The sequence below is a fragment of the Lysinibacillus sphaericus genome (assembly GCF_002982115.1).
GTDB lineage: Bacteria > Bacillota > Bacilli > Bacillales_A > Planococcaceae > Lysinibacillus > Lysinibacillus sphaericus.
In genome coordinates this window covers 452,738-474,914 of record NZ_CP019980.1, presented here as the reverse complement: position 1 = coordinate 474,914, position 22,177 = coordinate 452,738, and the positions used below count along the sequence as shown (strand labels likewise).

Here is a 22,177-nt window from a genome sequence, read left to right as displayed (position 1 = left end):
TAAACGATAATTTTATGCTATTATCATGTAGTCAAAATTTTTAGGAATTACAGGAATGGGGATTGTGATGACAAAGAAGATGGAAAAAAAGTATATTCCTTTGGCAAGCTATTTTGACGTGGCTTCGCAAAGTGAAATTACTTTATCCTTTAGCGCATTAGAAAACATTATGGGACAAGCCTTACCCAATGCTGCTTATTTAAATAAGAGCTGGTGGAAAAAAACAAAGCCTCCTCTTACGCATTTTTTATCTTGGACAAATGCAGGTTATTATGTCATAGATGTCAAATTAGGCACAAGTGTCACATTTTCTCGCACACAGGAGAAAATATCGACGGATCATATTTCTGAAAATAACGAAAATACTTCTGCGTACATAATCCGAGCGATTGAAGCATCAGATGCTAGAGCATTTATTCTTTTACAAGAAGAAATCCTTCAACAAACTGAATTTTTGTATAATGTTGAAAATGAGTTAGAGCTAACTGTACAACAACTTAGAAAAAACCTAGCTTATTGGAAGCAATTAAAAAACCGCACAATTTTGCTTTGTATTTTAAATGGCACGTTTGCAGGTTATGCAGTAATTCATGGTTATAAGCACTCTAAAGCCAAACATGTTGCCTCAGTCCACTTGGCCGTGAAAGAAGAACACCAGCGAAAAGGGATTGGTTCAGCACTTATGAAGGCAGTGGAAGACTGGGCTAACCAAAGAAATATCTCTCGCCTCGAATTATCCGTTATGGAGCATAATGATGCCGCATTACAGCTATTTAAAAAACTAGGCTTTGAACACGAAGGAACTCGCGTTAATGCTATTAAACTGAATGATACATTCAAGGCTGAATATAGTTTAAGTAAAATTTTATAAATTGTTTTTTAAGGATGTCTAATATTTTAGTTGGACATCTTTTTACTTTTCTAGACCTTAAACCAAAAACGTATAGATGAGCCTATTACTCCATCTATACGCTATACTTGATTAAAATACTTGCTTTTCTCTTGCTACATCTAAAAATAATAAGTTATTTTCTACTTGTTCATATGATTGTTGATATTGAGTGTATCGCTCTTTATCATGACTAACCATTTCCTCAATAAGAGCATGCATAAATGAAAATAGAACAGGTACCATATCTAAAGAGGATTGATTTTTTAAACCTAATGCAAATAGGGCACTTGCATAGTCTCTTATTGGTGACAACGCCGATCCGGTAATAGCAATAATTTTCACTTTTTTCATTTTCGCTATTTCAACAATCGTTTTCACATCATTGGAATGTTTATCACATGAAAAAACAATTAACGTAGTACGTTCGCTCATGCTGTTGATTTGTTGAACGAGATCATCTGAATCTGTACGTAGTTGCTTTACATTTGGTCGTAAAGTTTTCAACGTATACGATAACCAATTAGCAATAGAGGCTGCTTGTCTTGTACCTAAAATATAAACTGTATCTGCTTCATGCATCCATTTAGAGCTTTTTTGAAGCACCTTATCGTTCACAAGATGTATTGTATCTTGTATGTTTTGCATATCACGTTGCATGATTTTAGCAAAGCTTGAAGTTCTTTGCTTGCTCGCCGTATGTGCTGGTTGAAGAGGAACACTTTCATGTTGTGAGTTTAAATAACTTCTAATCTCTTCTTGTAGCTCCACATAACCTGACAAATCCATCGCATAACAAAAACGAATAACGGTTGATTCACTAACATTTGCCTGTCTACCTACTTCAGCTGCCCCATTAGCAATAACAACCGTTGGATTACTCATAACAAATTGCGCAACTTTACGTTGTCCTTTTGACAGTCTTACAAATCTTTTCTTTATATTTTCATTTATACTCATTCCTAACAACCTTTCTTTCAAAGAAATTATCACGAATGGAGATTATTCCCTACTGACTCTAAATTCGATTAAAAATACAGTATCATGATTGCAATTTGAATACAATGACTTTTCAGAAAAATCTTTAATGTATTAACACACTAACGCACTAGTTCATAATAAAATGACATAAAATCTCTATATTTATCATATCCAAAGTATCTTTATCAACTTAGTAGTTGGATAACAAGTAATCTACGAATTGAAATTTTAACATATTTTAGAAACAAGTGCATAAAAATAAATAAAACATAATTTTTATGTATTTAATAAAGCAGATTTTAAAAAAGTCTTGGATTCAAATTGAACCCAAGACTTTCCTTATGTTTACTATTCCAGTTCCATTTGTTTCGTTTCTGTGCCTAAAAATATGACACCAATAACCCCTATAATGATAGCACCACAAAAAATTGCAAAAATAAAACCGATATCATAGCCTGCTGTTAGTAATGATCCTACCAATAATGGACCGAAAATACCGCCAATTCGTCCAACTGCGGCAGCCATTCCTGCACCTGTACCACGAATAACGGCTGGGTACTGTTCTGGTGTATAAGCATAGAGTGCACCCCACGCGCCTAAATTAAAGAATGATAATAGCATCCCAGATGTTAATAGCACCGCCATTGTTTCTGCATTACCAAAAATGAAAGCACTTACAGCGGTTCCAATTAAATAGGAAACAAGTACAAATTTGCGTCCAAATTTTTCAATAAACCATGCCGCTGTAAAGTAACCCGGAAGCTGAGCTAAAGTCATAATCAACACATACTTAAAGCTAGTAATCATATCAAAACCTTTTCCGACCATTACACTCGGTAACCATAAAAACATACCGTAATACGAGAATACTACTGTAAACCATAGCACCCATAGCATAAGTGTCGAACGGGCATATTTTTTCGACCATACATCACGTATGTTGAGAAAAATGCTACGTTTTTTAGATTCAGCCTTCGCAGTAAACTGTGGTGAATCAGGTAAATGCCAACGCAGGTATATAGCGTACACTGCTGGAATTGCTGTTAACAACAAAGCGACACGCCAGCCCCATGTCGGGATAACAAAATAAGAAATCAGTGCGGCAATAAGCCAGCCTGCTGCCCAAAAGCTCTCTAGTAATACCACTACTCTTCCACGTTCCTTTGCCTCCACACTTTCAGAAACAAGAGTAGATGCTACCGGTAGCTCTCCACCGAGCCCCATCCCTACTAAAAAGCGTAATGCCATAAATGCGATTAAAGTTGTTGTAAATGCCGAAATACCACTTGCCACAGAAAATAATATAAGCGTCCACATGAACACTTGCTTACGACCGACTTTATCTGCAAAAATACCAAAGATGAGTGCGCCAACTGCCATTCCTATAGAATTAACACTGCCAATCCAACCCATCTGACTTTTAGTTAAATCCCAATCTACCGCGAGCGCTGTAATAACGAAAGATAAAATACCGACGTCCATTGCATCAAAGAGCCAGCCAACACCTGCTACACCCAAAAGCTTGTTACGTGATATAGATTGTTCTTGCTTAATTGTTGTCATCTTAACCACCTGTCTTTACACTTGACTTTACATTACGAGTTTACTATACAGTTGTTTCAAGAAAGTGACAAGTAAAATTCAAATGACCGAATTGTTTAGACAATTTATTAATTGCTATTGAAAATAGATGGTCATTTGCGTTAAAATGTCTCTTATACAAAAACAACTGTTCTTTCTATAAGAACAAAAGGAGATCGTTACGTTATGTGGAAAGGCCTTATTGAAGAATATAAACAATTTTTACCCGTAACAGAAAATACACCTGCTCTAACATTAAACGAAGGCAATACGCCTCTTATACATTTAGTTAATCTTTCTAAACAGCTTGGTATTGAGCTGTATGGTAAAATAGAAGGTGCAAATCCAACTGGTTCTTTCAAAGATCGCGGTATGGTATTTGCCGTAGCCAAGGCTATTGAAGATGGTAGTAAATGTGTTATTTGTGCCTCAACAGGCAATACTTCAGCGGCTGCTGCAGCTTATGCAACACGTGCAGGTATCCAATCTATTGTTGTGATTCCTAAAGGGAAAGTAGCCCTTGGTAAATTAGCACAAGCGACAATGTATGGTGCAAAAATTATTGAAATTGATGGTAATTTCGATGATGCATTAAACATCGTGCGTCAAGTGAGTGAAACAACACCTGTAGCACTTGTTAACTCAGTTAACCCATATCGCATTGAAGGGCAAAAAACAGCTTCTTTTGAAATTGTAGATGCTTTAGGATCTGCTCCAGACTATTTATGCATTCCAGTAGGTAACGCAGGAAATATTACTGCTTACTGGAAAGGCTTTAAAGAATATAATGATGTCAAAGCTTCAGGTTTACCAAAAATGTACGGCTTTGAAGCAGAAGGTGCCGCAGCAATTGTAAAAGGTGAACCAATCGCTAACCCAGAAACAGTTGCAACAGCTATCCGTATCGGTAACCCTGCTAGCTGGCAGTATGCTGAAGCAGCACGAGATGAGTCTGGCGGCATTATTGACTCTGTAACAGACGAAGAAATTTTAGCAGCTTATAAGCTAATTGCAGGAACGGAAGGCATTTTTGTTGAGCCTGGTTCAGCTGCATCATTAGCAGGTGTTATTAAATCTGTTGAAAACGGTAAAATTGTCAAAGGCTCAAAAGTCGTGACAGTCTTTACTGGTAACGGCTTAAAAGATCCTGACACGGCAATGAACGTTTCAACAGTAGACGTTGTTGCTCTAAAAAATGATGAAGAAGAAATCCGCAAATATATCGAGGGCGTACTATGAGTAAAAAGTGGCAAATCACCGTTCCTGGGAGCACAGCCAATTTAGGCCCTGGCTTTGATTCTATTGGACTCGGCTTGTCTCTTTACTTGAAATTAGATGTTTCCCTACAGGATAGTTGGGAGATTATACATCTCGATGACAACGGTCCTAGTGAATTTGAGCTTGAGCAACATTTACTATACATTATTGCCAAAAAAATCGCTGATCAGTATAAGAAGAATTTACCTACTTGCCGTGTTGAAATGGCAAGCGAACTTCCTTTAGCTCGTGGTTTGGGCAGTAGTGCAGCCGTTATTGTTGCAGGTATTGAACTAGCCAACCAATTATGCGATTTGAAGTTAACTGTGCAAGACAAGTTAAATCTATCTTCTCAGATTGAAGGGCATCCTGATAATGCTACTGCCTCAGTACTTGGAGGCTTGACTATATCTTCAATGGATGAAAACGGTATTGTAGATACTTTCCATGTCAATGATATCAATGCTTCATTTGTTGTTTATGTCCCTGATGTGGAGTTGAAAACGAGTGAGTCACGCTCGGTCTTACCAAAACAATTTGATCGGGCTTATGCAGTACGTGCTTCTGCAAATGCAAATATGCTAGCTGCATCGTTAATGGTTCGAGATTTTGAACGTGCTGGGCACTATATGGAAGCTGATTTGTTCCATGAGCCTTTCCGTTCAACATTAATACCACAATATGCGGAGATTAAAGAAGCTGCAAAAGCAAATGGTGCTTATGGTACAGCATTAAGTGGAGCTGGTCCAACACTCATTTCCATCATCCCTACTGCTATTGCCGAAGGCTTTGTTGCAACAATGCAAGCAAAATTCCCAGAACATCATATCATTCTAACGAAGGCCGATGAGCATGGTGTACAAGTAATATAAATTTACAACGTCTACTTCAAAGTAGGCGTTTTTTCTTGAAGGAGGCTGTAACTTGAAACCAATTATATTTTGCGACTTTGACGGTACTATAACCGAAACAGATAATATCGTCTCACTTATGACGCATTTTGTCCCTGAACAATCTGAAAAAATTGCGAAGGCGATGATGGCCCAAACAATAAGCTTTAAAGACGGCATTACAGCTATGTTTGAACTATTATCGACTAACCAAAAAGATGACATCATTCAATATTTACTGGAGACCGCTGTAATTCGTGAAGGCTTTAGAGAATTCGTTCATTATGCACAGGAACACAATATTCCATTTTATATTGTCAGCGGAGGGGTCGATTTTTTCATACAACCAATGCTTGAAAAGTTTGGTCCATTTTCAGGGGTTTATTGCAATAGTGCTGACTTTTCTGGAGAGCAGATTACTATTGTTTATCTAAATAGCTGCGATGCACAATGTGCAAAGTTTACAACTCAAAGTTGCGGTTGCTGTAAACCAACTGTCATGCGTAAAGTGACACAGCCCGATCATTTCAAAATTGTTATTGGTGACTCTATTTCTGATTTTGAAGCTGCTAAACAAGCGGATTTAGTATTAGCTAGAGAACAGTTACTTGACCACTGTAAAGATTTACAAGTTCCTTATGAGCCATTTAACACTTTTTATGATTGCTTGGAAACAGTTAAGAAATTAATAGAAGTATAAAAAAAGGAATCTAGCCGATATCCATTGACTAGATTCCTTTTTCATTTAATTATGCTAATAATACTAGACTAATAGCCATTACAGCCATTCCTGCAACTAATCCATACATCGATAAATGTGTTTCATCGTAGCGCTGTGCAGCGGGGAGTAGCTCATCTAATGATATAAAGACCATAATTCCGGCAACACCGGCAAATACAATCCCAAACATGACGTCTGTTAAAAAAGGCATTAATAGCAAATATGCTACTAGCGCACCAACAGGCTCTGCTAACCCTGATAAAAAAGATAGTTTAAACGCTTTTCTACGATTGCCTGTAGCAAAAAAAATAGGTACTGATACAGCAATTCCCTCTGGTATATTATGAATGGCTACAGCAATTGCAATAGCAATACCAACATTCGGATCGTTTATTGCGGACATAAACGTCGCAATACCTTCAGGGAAATTATGAATCCCAATGGCAAGAGCAGTGAAAACCCCCATCTTCATCAGATGGTTTTCATCTACCTGTGGTTTTACGGCATTAACATCTTCAACAAGCTTAACCTCATGGGGATTAGTCGATTTTGGAATAAATTTATCAATCAATGCTATAAATAACATTCCGCCAAAGAAACCTGCTATCGTCAACCAATAACCGTTAGTTGTACCTAAAGCATTCGTTAAAGCATCTTTTGCTTTTACGAATATTTCCACAAGTGATACATAAATCATAACACCAGCGGAAAATCCAAGGGCTATTGATAAAAATTTTGTATTTGTGCGTGATGTAAAAAATGCTATTAAGCTCCCTACTCCTGTTGCAAGTCCAGCAAAAAGGGTTAACCCTAAGGCGAATAATATTGATCCTTCCAAGTCCTTCTTCCTTTTCTCTTTTTCTTATTGTACTCATCTTAGCTTAAAAGTTTCCTAGAAGCAATTCTTTTTTACTAGGTAAATATTCTATACAAAAACTTAATAATTTTCTCATATAAAGGAAGTAGTCCCAATAAAGGACTGTCCGCAAAAGCACACGCCATATTACGCTATTCTATTACGTAAACATAGGCACGTCATTCGACTAGCAATACTTAAAAAGAGCAGCACCCTTTGAAGGGTACTGCTCACATTAGTACTATTGTTTTATAGTATTCTTTTTATATAATCGTTTACGTCGCTCATACCAAAGTACACAAATGATAAACCATGTGTAACCGACGCACCAGCCAGCTAGTACATCAGAAGCAAAATGGCGCGCACCTGCTATACGTGATAGACCAATAAGTATTGTCAGTGCAATTGCCCCTACCCAAAGCTGTATTTGACGTGCTTTGCTGTTATTTTCAGATAACAAATAAGCAACGGTAAACAAATACAAAATGCCTGACATAGCATGTCCTGATGGAAAACTAAACGATGTTAATTGATCTTCTATTTCTGGTCGAGGTCGTTGAATCCATTTTTTTAGCAATTGATTCAGTACATTACCTCCTGCAAATGTTAACAAAACAAATAGCATGCCTCGGTAATTTTTTACCCTCCATGCTAAATACACCATTAATATAAGCGCAACGGTAATGACAAAACTCGGCTCACCGATATAATGAAAAGCTTCGATAAACGGATTACCAAATAATATGTCTGCCACTTTTGTATCAAAATTAAAAATTGTCTCACCCTGATATGTTAACCGCAGCATAAAAAAAGCGATTAGCGTTACTATTGCTAATGGAAATGCCCATTTTTTTATCAAAATTTCACCTCAAAATACATTCACGAATTGTTTTTTCACATCATACCATAATTACGTGAAATAGAGGAGTATATTCATATATTTCGGCATTTATAGCATCAGTAAACACTTAATATCACGAGCTAGTCGAATAGATGCTTCATCCGATTTATTGAAGTAATTTGAAAGTGCTAATGCAACAATAAATAAAATAGCTATTATAGGTAGTATTTTTCTAAACAACATCAGCACTCTCCAAACCTCTGATATTTCATTCTTCAGACTATTTTAATAATACTGGGTCAAATAACCAATCTTTCGGTCCAAAGTTTTGATCTTTTTCTCCTCTAACTTCTCTAGAAATACGATTATTAATAATTAACTCCCTGAACTTTCTACTAAATAGTGTTTTTCTGTACAGATATCTGCCATCATGACTCCATTCAGAAGAATAAAATACATCACCACTTAAAGTTATTATATCGTTACAATCATAAATATCAGGACCATTAATGACACCGCTTAACCCACATTTGCAAGGTGGTTGTTCAGTAGCAAAATACAGTTTAATTCTTTCAGCGCTACATCCAGGCATTATCTGTGTTGGGATTATTTGATATGCAGGCTGTTTTCCAACTTCTGATCCGCTATGCATTACTTCCAATAGTTCATAGCCCTCAATTTTAGCTTGCTTCATTAGTGCCACTAATTCTTCGGAAGCTACCCAGTACCCACTTACATGGACTAAATGACGATCTTTCATTTGCGAAGTATCAATGACTAATGGTGAGAGTTGCTCTTTTTCCATTAGACCACACTGCTTACAATACGTACTGATAGAAAATAAAGTCCCTTTATCATCTACAAACATCTCTGGGGAATTCCCCGTAGAATTTAAAGTAAATAATGGCGCTTGTTCATACTCGCTCTCCGAAAAATCAAAGTAAAAACGTTCTCCAATAGAGACAATCCCTAATTCATGTTCCAATGATTTATATAATGCTGCCACCTGCTCATACGTCACATCTTCATTTAAAGTAAAAATAGGATTAAAAGATGCCTTCAAATTTCTTTTTCTGATTTCAGGCGCACCTACCAAAATACCATAGCGATTATAAACTTTAATGACTTGATCTTTATTAGATTCATCTATAGAGATTAAATTTTCAAGTTCTACTTTCAAATTATACGCCTACCTTTATTAAAGTTTTATCTTGAATATGCTGTCTAGCTAGTAACATTACAAAAAAATCCACTTTCTACTATATAAACAAATTAGTAATTTATTAATTAATGAACCATACACTTACACTATTACGCACTATGGCAAATAAACTTAACCACGATTAAGTTAAGCGTACCAGTACATATACCACCATTTCAATGTTGTGTTTACGCCACTTTTTTGGCGGACTTCGCTAGATTTTTTGGCGTGATTTGGCGGTAATACAAAAACACCGCCAAAAAATGGCGGTGTTTAATACACATAATAGGTATTTAGAATTATAAATACAGAAAATTATTCTAATTATAGGCAATGCCTCTTGGTATTCACCTAAAATACCCTTTTATAGTAAAATATAACAATAATTTTATATATTGTACCACATTCTAAAACTAGAGTAAATTCATTCGTTCTGCAAGGTTTACTGCTTCTGTACGTGAATCTACATTGAGTAGGGAAAATAACTGTGTTAAATATCTTTCAGTTGTTCGCTGAGGAATATTTAACTCGATCGCTATTGCTTTATTTGTATGCCCTTTAGCAATCAATCTTAAAATTTTCTTTTCTTTTTCATTTAAATGTATATCGAGCTTTGCATCCTGCAGTTTAAAGCGATTATCAAGAAAATCTAAGAAATTTTTTGGTAACACAATTTCACCATTGGCAATGGCTCGAACCGTCCGTAATATTTGCTCTTTAGATGCTGTCTTCGCTAAAATCCCCTCGATCTTTCTTTCCAAAATGAGTGGATAATAATCCGTAATATCATCCCCTGTATAAAGGATAATCGACGCATCCACCTGAAGAGCTTTAATATTTCGAGCTAAATGAATGCCATTTTCTAAAGGCATATTGATATCAATAAGATAAATATCATATGGCTTGTTTTTAATTTTTGGAATGACAGAAGTTGCATCACTTTCTGTATCCACTAAAATATCTTCATTTTCTTTAAATAGATTTTTTGTTCCCTCTAACACAATTGGGTGATCATCCACTATGAGCATCGTTATCAAGTGTGTCACTTCCTTCTTTTACTGTAATTCTAATAGACATCCCTTTATTAATATGGGTATCCATGTAAAAGTGTCCATTAAAGGCTTTTACACGCTCTTGCATACCACGAATCCCCATCGATTCTGCCACTATAATATCATTTACATTACAGCCTACCCCATCATCCTGATAAATGATTTCAAATCCATTGTCCATTTCCTTAAGATGAATTTCAACTGTTGTCGCATAGGAATGTTTCATAGCATTGTTGAGTAATTCTTGAAATAGACGGTAAATCATTAAGTTCATTCGCTCATCCTCTAGATAGAGGCGATCGATTGTATAGATTAACAAAAAACTAGCTCTTTCTGTTACTTTTCGAATGAGTTTTTCTAAGGCTGCATTTAGCCCTAGTGTGTCTAATAGCGGGGGTTTCAAATTTTCACAATAAGCTCTTAAATCGTGTAAAGATGTAACCATTTGTTGATGAATCTTTACAAGTTTTTGTTGGATTTCTACTGTATCTTTTGCATTTATTAAGACATCTATTTCTCGAGCAATATGGAGTTGCTCTTGTAAGTTCGTATCATGCAATTCTTGAGCTAATTGATATTTTTCCTCTTCAAACCTTAACCACAGTAGTTTGTTTAGCCAAGGTAATTGACCATCATCTGCTTGCTTCATATGCTTTAGTTCCTCTAACAGTTCTTCCACCATTTTTGTATTTTCTATAAAATTATTTACATATAACAGGAGCAACTCGAGCCATAGTAGCTCTTCTTCTTTTAAATGAATTGAATTATTATGCCCCAATACTAAGGCTCTTTTGTAATGAGCATCTTGATGGAGGAAAGCTAGATAGACTTTGTCAAGTTTCCGTATTTCTCCTAATCTTAAATCTTCCATTAACATAGGATTTATAGGAATCTTTCCCTCAACCATTGAAGTAAATTGATTTGTGTCATAGTCATAGGTTAATACAAATACATGCTCAAGCTCAAGGTGCAGTGAAACCTCTTGTGCAAACCTTTCTAGAAGCTCATCTAATTTAATCGTTTTGCCGATTCTATCTACAGCAATATATAACTGATGTATATAATCACCTTTAGTAGAAAACAATATTTTACGCTTGCGATAATCGACCTTCTCTTTTATGTAGAAAAGAACAACCAACGATAAAAAAGTAAACAATGAAATACCTGATATCACAGTCATCGTTAAAAATTTCCCAGCGATCCAATACAAACCAAAAGCAAACCACAAAGTAAATATTAAAGAGAATATTACATAGTACCGAAGTCTTGTAATGTGATATTCAATATCAAATAATCGTTCCGCTAGTTGAGTAAAAATAAAGCTAAATGGAATCAACAATAAAAATAAAGCACTGATTTCAGCGGAAAGAATATATCGATTAAATAATATAAGTGGAATTGCATAAAGAAACAAGAATGGAAGAAAAGGAATCATTACGCCATTTAACAAAATTTTCAACTGAGGTGATTTATATTTAAAATAGCTTAGCAATAAAATGCCAAGTATAGTAATAAGGAAAATTAAGAAAACAGTTAAAACAATATTTGAAAGGAAATCATGCAAGTCATAATAAATAATACCAATGTAGCCAAATAGCATGGCTATAATCGGTAGTAGATAAAATAATTTAATATTGTTAGAAAGTATCCAATTTGCCTTTAAAAAAATAAAATAATTTCTCAAAAAATGTAAAAACAATACTAAACATAATAGCATACTCCCTCGATTGACGATAATGCCTATACTGTTTAGACTGCCAGATGCGCCGCTACTAAGATAGGCTATAGAGACCGATAGCATAAATAAAATAAGCAATCTTAATAGCGAGGTGTTTTTTTGTTTACAATACAAATAAAGGACAATAAAAAATGTTAAAAAATAATAACACGCTGGGATTACCAATACAAAATAAAAGTGGTCAGTAAAATCTAAACTACTTACCTCAACATCGATAATTTGACCATCAGGCTTCAAAATAGTTAACATATTTGCCGCCCTAATAACAAAATCATCTTTGACATAAGGAATAGCGTCGATTGGAACATTATCTATGTTTAAAATAATATCGTTCGCAGAGATTCTTTGCCCAGTCAATAATGGTCCATATGATTTTTCCACTACCCAGTTTCCATTTATTTCTTTTATATCTATACCCAAATAAGGCTTGCTATAAGTAACATATAGTAGGTAGAAACCTAGCAGAATGTAAACACTTATAGCAAGCATAAACCATTTTCGTATAATTATATTTAGTTCCAAATTGTTTGTTGTAGGCATAGTTCTTCTTCGAATGAGTCAAGTATAGCCTGTTGTTCAGTTGCTGAAAAACCAATTAATGCGACTTTCTGTTCTTTTAACAGTGATACTAGTGCAGGGTTTTGTTCTAGATACTGAATTACATTAATCATAAAAATCTCTCCTCATCTCATTAGTTTTATTAGGTATTCTTTACCTACTTTGTTTATAGCAACATTTTCGAGATTATTCAATGCTTTTAGCTTATAGAGGTTCTTCATCGTAATGGCATAGCGTATTGCGCCACCATTTTTCAGCTCATTTTCTATAGCATTTTTATCCAAAAATGTAACTATATCTTTATTATAATAGTTTATCACATATTTTGAAACACTATTATTTTGTGACATTAGATAAATAATTGGTAACGAATATTTTTTATTTATAAGATCATTCTTAGGTCCCCATGTTTTTAAACCTTGAATATCATTTTTTATTTGTTGAATAATACCTATATATTTTCCGTATTCTTCTATTTCAGCAGTCATTTCTCCTTTGGCAAGTACTTCACCAATAACACAACTCATCGCTGTTAGGGAACCTGATTTTTGGTCAATCATTTGTAAATATGATTGCTCATCTCGACAATCATTGAGTACATCTAACTGCTGGCCACTAATACTTCGCAAAGCATATTCTTGTAATAATCGAAGGGCCATATTTTTGTGTTCAAAAGTAGTGCTATGTATAGTCTTAGATGACATAACGAGCATGGCTAATGCAACATTTAATGCAAGTTCGGGTGTTTTGCTCCAAATATAATCAGAATCCTTATCCTGTAAATCATCAATAATATCATAGGACAATATTAGAAGTTCAATAGCTGCAGCGACTTTATAAATATCATCATTCAAACAATCTACAAATGCTTCATAATGCCAAAAACATAGTTTGCCAAACGAATAGCCTGTAACTACTTTTTCTTCTTTAAAGCTTTTAAGCATTGTTTTTAATTCATCACCAAGCATTGCATCATTTTCAATAATTATGTCTAAAGATTCATTAATGCGTCCATCTATATCCTTCAATAGCCCTCTTCCTCCTTAATTATATTATTCAATATTATATATATTTTTGGTAATTAATTCTATCATTTACGAGTTAAATGAATTAGTATTCACCTTTTCTACCTATCACTGATAATAAAAACATATATACCGCCAAATAATGGCGGTATTTTCAAATAGCACGCCAGTTTTTTGCTAAAAAGTAGTATAAAAAATGGCGGGATAATACTAGTGACCGCCATTTTTTGGCGTTAACTGACCATTGAAATGGCGTCCTGACAGATGTTACGCTTAAGGTAGGTAAAATTCATCTGTAATATATGTGACACAATCTGGAGTTTTTGCCTTATGTTAATTTTAAAATTCTCCAAATTAGGAGTGATTGAAATGGCTAATGGAGTAAATAACACTATACTAATACTTACAGAAACTTTTTCCTGCACGATTTATGTAGCGGCAGAAGAAATCACTATTAAAAAGCCTTCACACGAACAACAATCTATTGAACAACTAATTATTCAAGCAGAGCAACGAGCTTATCAAGAAACTTTAGCAGCATACAAACTTAAATCTACTCTATCTAACTCCATTTGTGATACATCTGGTTTTGAAGATACTTTTCAGCAAAAAATGGATGCCTATATGGCGCAATATAAGATTGTAAAAGTGTCCGATGACGATTTATTATTATTGTCTTTAGTGAGTCCTTTAACTTCTGGTTTGAATCTTCATACCCCGATGATTTATAAAGCTCCTCATTGCAGCATTATGTATGCTCGAGGAAAGCAAATACAATCTCTTAATCACCATAGCATCGGCAGTAATACCGTTAACAATGCAGACTTACCAACTGATGTTACAAATACAGATTATATTGCCTCTACAAAGACTTTCGATTCTGTTACTAAGGCAAGTGAAGCTTATTATTACTGTCCGACTAATTTTACTGGATTATGCATTAATGAGAGCGGTATTTCTTTTAATATTACTTCAGCCTTCAATAGCTGGAATAAAACTTCTATTAAACATTAAAGTACAACCTTCATTCATGGCGAGGTGAGGTGTGACACAAACAGAGTCACCCTCTTGCCTACCATCCTTTTCTTCCCTACTTCTTCACACATATTGCTATATCTTAAAAAGCAAAAAGAGGTGCCACAAATTACTTGTGACACCTCCCATTCTTATTAACCTTTTACATAGTAAACATCTTGTCCGCTTTCAATGATAAAGTCAGGTTTAGGCTTACCTGCATTTGCTTTATGACCAGCAATATGCTCAGGGCTCTTCTCCCAATTTTTCCATGCTTCTTCAGATTCCCAACGAACCATAATAAGCACTTCTTCATCGCCACGACGTACTTTTTTTACAAGGACTTGCTTATCGATAAAACCTGGTTGCTGTTCAAGTAGTGATGGACCATCCTTTTTAGCTCCAAAACGCTCTACAACCTTATTGGCATTGCCTTCTGTAACGACCATACGCTTAATTTGAACAAACATATTAGTTAAACGCCTTTAAAATATCGTCAGCTTTTGCAGTTTCTGATAATAAACCGCCACCTGATAGGTACCAATATTCTGGATTTAGATAGAAAATTTTACCGTTCTTAGCAGCGTTAGTAGCACTAACGATTTCATTTTCAATAGCAGCTTTTGTACCAGACTCACCTTCAGGGTTAACTGCCGCATCACGGTCAACTACGAATAACATATCTGGGTTTTTCTCACGTACGTACTCAAAGCTTACGTTATCACCATGTGTATCAACTTTAATTGTATCATCAACAGCTTTTACACCAAATACATCATGAATAACACCAAAACGTGAACCAGGACCATACGCAGATAATGAACCTTCACTACCTAAAACGATTAAAGCTTTGTCTTCAGATGAAGCAGTTTTTGCTTTGATCTCTTCTACTTTCGCTTCATATGCAGCAAATGCATCAGCAGCTTCTTTCTCTTTACCGAAAATTTTACCAGCTAATTCAGTGTTTGTTTTAAATGATTCCATGAATTTCGCGTTATCTACACCAACGAATACAGTTGGTGCAATTTTAGATAATTCTTCGTAAGCAGCCGCTTGACGACCAGAAATAAAAATAATGTCTGGGCTCATAGAAGAAATTGCTTCAAAATCAGGCTCTTTTAAAGAACCAACGTTTACATACGTAGTGTCAGCATATTTGCTTAAATAACTAGGTACTGATTGTTGTGGCACACCTGCAACGTCAACGCCTAAAGCATCTAAAGTATCAAGGAAACCATAGTCAAATACAACAATATTTTTTGGTTGTTCTTTAAGTGTTACTTCTTCAAATGTATTTTCGCCCATTGTACTACCTGGGATTGTGATTGGGTAAGCAGAAGCAGCTTCATTTTGCTCTTCAGCAGGTTTATTATCTGTTGAACCTTTATCGTCTTCTTTTGATTCTTCTTTCGAACTACAAGCAGCTAATACTAAAAGCATCATTGCCATTAGCACAGTAAGTAATTTCCAATTTTTCATTGTGAAATGCTCCTTTAATTGTTTTTATATTTTTAGATAGGTAGGACTATCTATTATTACTATGAGTTAAAATAGACACAAATGCGACAGCCATTCTGCTCTTGAACAGGGATATCCATATCATAGATTTCCTTTAATGCATCTGAGTTAATAATGTCATTCGTTGGACCATCTTTTACAACACGTCCATTTTTTAAAGCGACGATATGATCAGAATAGACAGATGCAAAGTTAATATCATGTAAAACAATGACAACTGTTTTTCCTAACTCATCGACCAACTTACGCAATATTTTCATGATTTGCACGGAATGCTTCATGTCCAAATTGTTAAGTGGCTCATCTAATAGAATATAGTCGGTGTCCTGCGCAATGACCATTGCAATAAATGCCCGTTGACGCTGACCACCCGATAATTCATCCAAGTAGTTATGCTGAATATCGTCTAAATTCATATATTGTATTGCCTCATCTATTTTTTGCTCATCCTCTGGTTTTAGGTTCCCTTTTGAATAAGGAAAACGACCAAATGATACAAGTTCGCGTATTGTTAGACGTACATTCATGTAGTTTGATTGCTTTAAAATCGATACGCGCTTTGCAAAGTCATCGGATTTCCAGCGACGCACATCCGATTTATCCAGTAGTACTTCTCCAGTGTCTGCATTCAGTAAACGGCTTACCATTGAAAGCAATGTTGATTTACCTGCACCATTTGGTCCGATAAAAGACGTAATTTTTCCTGGTGCAACGTCTACACTAACATCTTGAATGACCGGCTTTTTCCCAAAAAACTTAGAAATCTCTTTTACTTGGATCATCCTGCTGACCTACTTTCCTTCAATAATAAGTAGATGAAGTACACACCACCTACAAAGTTTATAATGACGCTAAGTGTTGTATCGAAGTTAAAAATACGCTCGACCATCCACTGTCCACCGACTAAAGCAACAATACTCATCACACAAGAGCCTGCGATTAACACAGAGTGCTTGTACGTCTTGAAAAACTGATACGATAAATTCGCTACGATTAAGCCAAAGAATGTAATAGGCCCAACAAGAGCTGTAGAAACGGCAATTAATATAGAAGATAGAATAAGCATGCGCTGTACAAGCTTATCATAAGGTACTCCTAAGTTTATCGCTGTATCACGACCAAGGGACATCACATCGAGTTGGCTCATATGGCGCCATCCGTATATAAAAGTTCCGACAATCACAAAACCTGCTAACCATACTAAATCTGAATTCACATTATTAAAGCTGGCGAACATTTTACTTTGTAAACTTAAGAACTCATTAGGATCAATTAATACTTGGAAGAATGTTGTGACACTTCCTAAAAACGTTCCGACAATCATTCCGACTAGCAGTAGGAAGTAAATCGGTCGTTTCCCTTCTTTGAACAATACCCGATAGAAAATAAGTGCAAAAATTACCATAGCTGTAACAGCTAACATGAAATTATATTGCGCATTAATAACGAATATGGACATAGAGCCAAAGAAGTAATAAATAATTGTTTGCACCATCATATATAACGCATCAAGTCCCATAACACTTGGTGTTAATATCCGATTATGTGTAATCGTTTGGAATACCACTGTGGAATACGCAATGGCAATTCCCGTTAATGCCATCGCCACCACTTTAATGAGGCGACGAGGGAACGCATAATGATAGTTCCCATTTAGTTCATAAAAGACATACAGTAACATAGCAATTACTGCTAATCCTAGTAATATCAACATTTTGGTACGGTTACGCATATGCTCTCCCCCTAAACAACATAAATAGGAAGATGGCACTTCCGATGACGCCGACCGTCATACTAATCGGAATTTCGTAAGGGAAAATCAAGACGCGTCCTAAAATATCACATAATAATAGGAATGACATTCCGAGTAATGCTGTATGTGGTAATGTCTTTGCAAGGTTATCCCCTTTGAATAGCGATATGATATTTGGAATAATTAATCCAAGGAAAGGAATCATACCAACAGTTAATACCACCGTAGTTGTTACGAGTGCTACTAACACTAGACCTAAATTCACAACGAATTTATAGGAAAGACCAAGATTTTTTGCAAAATCTTCACCCATTCCAGCCACTGTGAAACGATTCGCATAAATGTAAGCTAAAATTAGAACAGGTACACTTATGTATAAAAGCTCATAACGACCTTTCATTATTAAAGAGAAATCTCCTTGTAACCATGCAGTAATGTTTTGAATTATATCTGCCTTATACGCAAAGAATGTCGTAATCGACGAAAGAATATTTCCGAACATTAAGCCAATAAGCGGTATAAAAATCGCATCTTTAAACTTTATTCGATTTAATATTTGCATAAACAATAATGTGCCGGCTAAAGCAAATATGAAAGCGAAGGAAATTTTTTGGAAGTACGTGACATTTGTAAAAAACATCATTGAAATTAGGACACCTAATTTCGTAGCATCTAAAGTTCCTGCTGTAGTTGGTGACACGAACTTATTCCTACTTAAGCTTTGCATAATTAAACCAGCAATACTCATACCTGCACCTGCTAGCAAAATTGCTACAAGTCTTGGTACACGACTAATAATAAATAGTCTAGTTTCTTCTGAACCGAAGTCTAATAAGTCACTTGGTTTAATATTTACTACACCAATAAATAGCGACACAATAGACAACACAACAGTTGCTGTTAAAAGATATCTTATTTTCATTGTAATCCCCGGTAGATTCATTTTTGCTTGTAATTAATTATCGGATGAAAATGATTATCATTACTCACGATTCTCATTATAAGCATCTTTCTATTATCAGTCAACCAACTATTGAGAATTGTTCTCGTTTTAGTTGGAAATACTTGAAAACTTTGATTTTTCAACAATAATATTGGCTAAACGACTTATTTTTTGATGCATTTCAACGCGCTCCCCAACCCGCAAGTTCTTCCAAAATAAAAAGGTAATTGAGAATGGCATAGCTTATCCTTCTCAATTACCTTTTATTTACACTACTCGTCTTATGCCTCGTAACCACGCAAAAATAATAGACCCCACCAAAATAAATCCTACATAGCCCATCACTGCATATAATTTTGATACAAGTGTCGTAAAGCCCACTAAGCTTGCCAAAAATCCTAAACCACCCATAAAAATTACAGCAACTTTAAAGCTAGGCTTTGTTGGTTTAAAAAATCGTACCGTAAACGAATAAAACATCCCTACCGCCGTATTGTAAATCATCCCTAATAATGAAAATGACATTAATAAACCTACGATTGGATGAATTTCATTCGCCAATGCTAACATTGGAATATCCAACCCGACAATAACGTTCATTTTAGCTAGAAGAGAAAAATGAATAAGTAGAATGAGCGCGCCTAACAACAGTCCCCCAATAATGCCACCCATACCTGCAATTCGTTCATTACGGATTGCGCCACACATCACTGTAAGGAGGGAGAAGCATACGCCGATATTAAAAGACATATACAGCAACGCCGTTACCCACCAGCTTTTAGAGGATGTTTGTAATTGCTGTTCTGCTATTGTTGCTTGCTCCGCAAACGATAAATCCATCGTAGCTATTGAATAGACTGCAATAATCGTAACAACAGCTAATAAATAAGGCGTTGCAATTGCAATAATATTAATAATGCTTTTTACATTCATCATTACTGTCATCATGGTGAGGGCAATCATACAAATGCTCCCCAGCCATACGGGTAGTCCAAACATTTGCTCAAACGTAGCGCCAGCACCAGCAAACATAATAACTGATACACCAAACAAAAATAGCGATAGAACAAAGTCCATTAAAAAACCAATCGTATTACCTGAAATTTGATAAATCAAATCCTTATGGGACGTTGTCTGCAACCTCGAACTAATTTGTGCTGTACACATTCCCACAAAGGCAAACCATAGTGTCGCTAAAAGAGCACCTAAAATCCCCTTATTGCCATAACTCGTGAAATACTGAATGATTTCTTGTCCTGATGCAAACCCCGCACCGACGATAATTCCTACATAAGCACCGCCGATTTGTAAGCTCTTTTTCAATCACTTCTCTCCTCGACTATTTATGCAATACTAACAATCATGATGGAAAATAAGCCAAGCCCTATTACCCTTTATAGACTTTTTTGCTAATTGTTAATTTATCAATAATTTCTAAATTCGGCTGATAGCCAATTCCGATGCTCTGTGGCACACGAATATGCCCATCTTCCACTACGATTTCGGGTGTTACAATATCCTCGTACCAATAATGGCTAGAACCTGCGGTATCACCCGGTAGAACAAAATTAGAAAGCGCTGTTAAAGCGATATTATGTGCTCGTCCGATTCCCGCTTCTAACATGCCCCCACACCAAACAGGAATAGCATGTTGTTGGCAATAGTCATGTATTTTTTTGGCTTCTGTTATGCCGCCTACACGTCCAATTTTAATATTAATTACACCGCAGCTACCTAGCTCAATTGCTTTCCTTGCATCCTCTAATGATGTAATGCTTTCATCTAAGCAGATTGGTGTTTTCAACTGTTTTTGAAGCTTGGCATGGTCGATAATATCGTCTGCTGCAAGTGGTTGCTCAATCATTAGCAGATTAAATGCATCCAACTGTTGTAACACTTCAATGTCATTTAATGTATACGCTGAGTTTGCATCCGCCATTAAAGGCAGATTAGGAAATGCAGCACGAATAGCACGAATGACTTCGACATCGTAGCCCGGTTTTATTTTTACTTTTACCCGTTTATAGCCTTTTTCCTCATAGACCTTTATTAGCTCTAATAGCTTATCCGTACTAGATTGAATACCTACACTAATGCCTACATCAATAAGGTCCTTGCTTCCACCTAATGCATGTGCAAGAGATTGCTTTGTTTGCTGAGCATAAATGTCCCACACTGCACCTTCAATCGAGGCTTTAGCCATACCATTACGCCGAATAGTGGCGAACAAGGCACTAACCTCATCCGGATGTGCAATGTCTTTATGTAGCAAAGCGGGCATTAAAAAGTCCTCTAACATATGCCACGTCGTTTTTAGTGTTTCCTCTGTATACCACGGTGCTACAAAAGCAACTGTCTCTCCCCATCCAATCGTGCCACTTGCATCCTTCACCTCTAAAAGCAATAGCTCTTTTTCAGCAACAGTACCAAAGCTCGTTGTGAACGGTGCTTTCATTGGCATTTTTAAATGTCTAATTGTAATCTCTTCTATTCTCACAAACGTCACTCCTTATCCATCATTATAAAGCCAATAAAGAGCGTCTGACCAACAGATAAAAATGAACATATTCTTTATGCTTTTTCACACGAACGATTGCATATTCTTGCTCAAAAAAGGTTGTTAAAATGGTACGCATCTTATAACGCCAATCTTCTGCTAATTTAGGACTCTCTATTTTCATCTTTTGCAGATGCTGTGGGATTGGTACTAAATAAGCATCCTTATAAAATTGTTGCTTACTATCGAATTCACCCTCTTTATCGAGCACAGGCAATCCGTCGACTGTCAACGTCCACGATGTTATTTGTTCTGCCACTTCTTCTAGCTCATCTAAACTATCGTCTGCATGATTGCGCTCAATCCACCATTCGACTGCAATCCTGTCCGAAGGTAGTCCATCATTAAAATCGTCTTGTAGTGGCCCGTAATAATCTACCTCATACTGATCACTAAAAGCACTAAGCTTTAAAAACGATAAATTTGCTAAGCGCGCTTCTAATGGATCAATTAACCAACGAACTAGTTGAAATCCATTCTCTCGTGCATACTCTTGTTGAGCATGCTTCAATAGTTCTCCTACACCTTGTTCACGATATGTTTTTTCAACACCAATCATGTGTGAGTGTAAATACATTTTTTCGTCCAAATAGCCTACAAAGCAGTAATTAAAACCAATTAGCCGACTTTCAAGAAAAGCACCAAGCAATAATCCACCGTTTTGTACAGCCGCTAACATTTGATGCGATGGAATTGCTTGACTCCCCCAAATTTCAGCATTTAAGTATTGCACCTCAGCAATCTCCGCAGGTGTCATCATTTTTTTAATAACAACGTTTTTTAACATGTTCTGATGCCTCCT

Annotated in this window: 23 protein-coding genes; 5 read left to right on the top strand and 18 right to left on the bottom strand. The window is 35.8% G+C overall.

What is annotated here, in order from left to right; genetic code table 11:
* Nucleotides 1–67: 67 nt before the first annotated feature.
* A complete protein-coding gene (locus tag LS41612_RS02365) occupies nt 68–871 on the top strand; it encodes a GNAT family N-acetyltransferase (RefSeq protein WP_024361352.1) in 804 nt (267 codons plus the stop codon).
* A gap of 111 nt (nt 872–982) precedes the next feature.
* Here LS41612_RS02365 and LS41612_RS02360 read toward each other — a convergent pair whose 3' ends face one another.
* Together LS41612_RS02360 and LS41612_RS02355 are read right to left on the bottom strand one after the other, a co-directional pair.
* A complete protein-coding gene (locus tag LS41612_RS02360; RefSeq protein ID WP_024361353.1) occupies nt 983–1,849 on the bottom strand; it encodes a MurR/RpiR family transcriptional regulator in 867 nt (288 codons plus the stop codon).
* A 369-nt stretch (nt 1,850–2,218) separates the two neighbouring features.
* On the bottom strand, nt 2,219–3,433 hold the full coding sequence (locus LS41612_RS02355) for a niacin permease NiaP (RefSeq protein WP_024361354.1): 1,215 nt from the start codon (nt 3,431–3,433) through the stop codon (nt 2,219–2,221).
* A 204-nt stretch (nt 3,434–3,637) separates the two neighbouring features.
* Between LS41612_RS02355 and thrC the strand changes: the two genes are divergently transcribed.
* The 3 genes from thrC to LS41612_RS02340 are packed head-to-tail and all read left to right on the top strand — an operon-like array spanning nt 3,638 to nt 6,298.
* The gene (thrC, locus tag LS41612_RS02350) at nt 3,638–4,690 is read left to right on the top strand and encodes a threonine synthase (protein ID WP_024361355.1); all 1,053 of its coding nucleotides are present in this window, start codon (nt 3,638–3,640) and stop codon (nt 4,688–4,690) included.
* Nucleotides 4,687–5,580: a homoserine kinase gene (gene thrB, locus LS41612_RS02345; protein ID WP_024361356.1), complete on the top strand. Its 894-nt coding sequence runs from the start codon at nt 4,687–4,689 to the stop codon at nt 5,578–5,580. The genes thrC and thrB overlap by 4 nt, the downstream gene beginning before the upstream one ends.
* 52 nt (nt 5,581–5,632) lie before the next feature.
* Nucleotides 5,633–6,298, top strand: coding sequence for a 2-hydroxy-3-keto-5-methylthiopentenyl-1-phosphate phosphatase (locus LS41612_RS02340; RefSeq protein ID WP_024361357.1), 666 nt, complete (start codon nt 5,633–5,635; stop codon nt 6,296–6,298).
* A gap of 49 nt (nt 6,299–6,347) precedes the next feature.
* On the opposite strand, the gene zupT is transcribed toward LS41612_RS02340, so the two are convergent.
* The 8 genes from zupT to LS41612_RS02305 all read right to left on the bottom strand — a co-directional run bounded on the left by zupT (nt 6,348) and on the right by LS41612_RS02305 (nt 13,593).
* Nucleotides 6,348–7,157: a zinc transporter ZupT gene (zupT, locus tag LS41612_RS02335; RefSeq protein ID WP_024361358.1), complete on the bottom strand. Its 810-nt coding sequence runs from the start codon at nt 7,155–7,157 to the stop codon at nt 6,348–6,350.
* A 259-nt stretch (nt 7,158–7,416) separates the two neighbouring features.
* The gene (locus LS41612_RS02330) at nt 7,417–8,031 is read right to left on the bottom strand and encodes a phosphatase PAP2 family protein (RefSeq protein WP_024361359.1); all 615 of its coding nucleotides are present in this window, start codon (nt 8,029–8,031) and stop codon (nt 7,417–7,419) included.
* A 93-nt stretch (nt 8,032–8,124) separates the two neighbouring features.
* Entirely contained in the window at nt 8,125–8,259 is a 135-nt protein-coding gene (locus LS41612_RS23635; protein ID WP_255313803.1) for a hypothetical protein, read from the bottom strand.
* A 37-nt stretch (nt 8,260–8,296) separates the two neighbouring features.
* Entirely contained in the window at nt 8,297–9,196 is a 900-nt protein-coding gene (locus tag LS41612_RS02325) for a hypothetical protein (protein WP_024361360.1), read from the bottom strand.
* Nucleotides 9,197–9,630: 434 nt separating this feature from the next.
* Complete coding sequence (locus LS41612_RS02320) at nt 9,631–10,245, bottom strand: response regulator (protein ID WP_229389892.1); 615 nt, start codon at nt 10,243–10,245, stop codon at nt 9,631–9,633.
* Nucleotides 10,229–12,496, bottom strand: a complete 2,268-nt coding sequence (locus tag LS41612_RS02315; RefSeq protein ID WP_029747105.1) for a sensor histidine kinase — start codon at nt 12,494–12,496, stop codon at nt 10,229–10,231. Before LS41612_RS02315 ends, LS41612_RS02320 begins: the two co-directional genes overlap by 17 nt.
* A gap of 23 nt (nt 12,497–12,519) precedes the next feature.
* Nucleotides 12,520–12,678 (bottom strand): competence pheromone ComX, encoded by a 159-nt coding sequence (comX, locus tag LS41612_RS02310; RefSeq protein WP_024361363.1) that lies wholly within the window; start codon nt 12,676–12,678, stop codon nt 12,520–12,522.
* Nucleotides 12,679–12,690: 12 nt separating this feature from the next.
* Nucleotides 12,691–13,593 (bottom strand): polyprenyl synthetase family protein, encoded by a 903-nt coding sequence (locus tag LS41612_RS02305; RefSeq protein ID WP_024361364.1) that lies wholly within the window; start codon nt 13,591–13,593, stop codon nt 12,691–12,693.
* Nucleotides 13,594–13,959: 366 nt separating this feature from the next.
* Between LS41612_RS02305 and LS41612_RS02300 the strand changes: the two genes are divergently transcribed.
* Entirely contained in the window at nt 13,960–14,604 is a 645-nt protein-coding gene (locus tag LS41612_RS02300) for a hypothetical protein (protein WP_029747106.1), read from the top strand.
* A 155-nt stretch (nt 14,605–14,759) separates the two neighbouring features.
* Here LS41612_RS02300 and LS41612_RS02295 read toward each other — a convergent pair whose 3' ends face one another.
* The 8 genes from LS41612_RS02295 to LS41612_RS02260 all read right to left on the bottom strand — a co-directional run bounded on the left by LS41612_RS02295 (nt 14,760) and on the right by LS41612_RS02260 (nt 22,162).
* Nucleotides 14,760–15,074, bottom strand: a complete 315-nt coding sequence (locus LS41612_RS02295; RefSeq protein WP_024361366.1) for an antibiotic biosynthesis monooxygenase family protein — start codon at nt 15,072–15,074, stop codon at nt 14,760–14,762.
* 1 nt (nt 15,075) lies between these two features.
* Nucleotides 15,076–16,083 (bottom strand): siderophore ABC transporter substrate-binding protein, encoded by a 1,008-nt coding sequence (locus LS41612_RS02290; protein ID WP_024361367.1) that lies wholly within the window; start codon nt 16,081–16,083, stop codon nt 15,076–15,078.
* A 59-nt stretch (nt 16,084–16,142) separates the two neighbouring features.
* On the bottom strand, nt 16,143–16,904 hold the full coding sequence (locus LS41612_RS02285) for an iron ABC transporter ATP-binding protein (RefSeq protein ID WP_024361368.1): 762 nt from the start codon (nt 16,902–16,904) through the stop codon (nt 16,143–16,145).
* Nucleotides 16,901–17,854: an iron chelate uptake ABC transporter family permease subunit gene (locus LS41612_RS02280; protein WP_024361369.1), complete on the bottom strand. Its 954-nt coding sequence runs from the start codon at nt 17,852–17,854 to the stop codon at nt 16,901–16,903. The genes LS41612_RS02285 and LS41612_RS02280 overlap by 4 nt, the downstream gene beginning before the upstream one ends.
* Nucleotides 17,847–18,797 (bottom strand): ABC transporter permease, encoded by a 951-nt coding sequence (locus LS41612_RS02275; RefSeq protein ID WP_024361370.1) that lies wholly within the window; start codon nt 18,795–18,797, stop codon nt 17,847–17,849. The genes LS41612_RS02280 and LS41612_RS02275 overlap by 8 nt, the downstream gene beginning before the upstream one ends.
* A gap of 288 nt (nt 18,798–19,085) precedes the next feature.
* Nucleotides 19,086–20,141, bottom strand: a complete 1,056-nt coding sequence (locus LS41612_RS02270; protein ID WP_024361371.1) for a YkvI family membrane protein — start codon at nt 20,139–20,141, stop codon at nt 19,086–19,088.
* 64 nt (nt 20,142–20,205) lie between these two features.
* Complete coding sequence (menC, locus tag LS41612_RS02265) at nt 20,206–21,315, bottom strand: o-succinylbenzoate synthase (protein WP_024361372.1); 1,110 nt, start codon at nt 21,313–21,315, stop codon at nt 20,206–20,208.
* A 22-nt stretch (nt 21,316–21,337) separates the two neighbouring features.
* Nucleotides 21,338–22,162, bottom strand: coding sequence for a GNAT family N-acetyltransferase (locus LS41612_RS02260; protein WP_024361373.1), 825 nt, complete (start codon nt 22,160–22,162; stop codon nt 21,338–21,340).
* Nucleotides 22,163–22,177: the final 15 nt, after the last annotated feature.

Excerpts from the sequence above, each read along its gene's own strand:
- LS41612_RS02355 (WP_024361354.1), bottom strand. The coding sequence starts at position 3,433 with ATGACAACAATTAAGCAAGAACAATCTATATCACGTAACAAGCTTTTG.
- LS41612_RS02320 (WP_229389892.1), bottom strand. The coding sequence starts at position 10,245 with ATGCTCATAGTGGATGATCACCCAATTGTGTTAGAGGGAACAAAAAAT.
- LS41612_RS02290 (WP_024361367.1), bottom strand. The coding sequence starts at position 16,083 with ATGAAAAATTGGAAATTACTTACTGTGCTAATGGCAATGATGCTTTTA.
- LS41612_RS02285 (WP_024361368.1), bottom strand. The coding sequence starts at position 16,904 with ATGATCCAAGTAAAAGAGATTTCTAAGTTTTTTGGGAAAAAGCCGGTC.
- comX (WP_024361363.1), bottom strand. The coding sequence starts at position 12,678 with ATGATTAATGTAATTCAGTATCTAGAACAAAACCCTGCACTAGTATCA.
- LS41612_RS02315 (WP_029747105.1), bottom strand. The coding sequence starts at position 12,496 with ATGCTTGCTATAAGTGTTTACATTCTGCTAGGTTTCTACCTACTATAT.
- thrC (WP_024361355.1), top strand. The coding sequence starts at position 3,638 with ATGTGGAAAGGCCTTATTGAAGAATATAAACAATTTTTACCCGTAACA.
- LS41612_RS02260 (WP_024361373.1), bottom strand. The coding sequence starts at position 22,162 with ATGTTAAAAAACGTTGTTATTAAAAAAATGATGACACCTGCGGAGATT.
- LS41612_RS02280 (WP_024361369.1), bottom strand. The coding sequence starts at position 17,854 with ATGCGTAACCGTACCAAAATGTTGATATTACTAGGATTAGCAGTAATT.
- thrB (WP_024361356.1), top strand. The coding sequence starts at position 4,687 with ATGAGTAAAAAGTGGCAAATCACCGTTCCTGGGAGCACAGCCAATTTA.
- LS41612_RS02275 (WP_024361370.1), bottom strand. The coding sequence starts at position 18,797 with ATGAAAATAAGATATCTTTTAACAGCAACTGTTGTGTTGTCTATTGTG.
- LS41612_RS02295 (WP_024361366.1), bottom strand. The coding sequence starts at position 15,074 with ATGTTTGTTCAAATTAAGCGTATGGTCGTTACAGAAGGCAATGCCAAT.
- LS41612_RS02360 (WP_024361353.1), bottom strand. The coding sequence starts at position 1,849 with ATGAGTATAAATGAAAATATAAAGAAAAGATTTGTAAGACTGTCAAAA.
- LS41612_RS23635 (WP_255313803.1), bottom strand. The coding sequence starts at position 8,259 with ATGTTGTTTAGAAAAATACTACCTATAATAGCTATTTTATTTATTGTT.
- LS41612_RS02365 (WP_024361352.1), top strand. The coding sequence starts at position 68 with ATGACAAAGAAGATGGAAAAAAAGTATATTCCTTTGGCAAGCTATTTT.
- LS41612_RS02300 (WP_029747106.1), top strand. The coding sequence starts at position 13,960 with ATGGCTAATGGAGTAAATAACACTATACTAATACTTACAGAAACTTTT.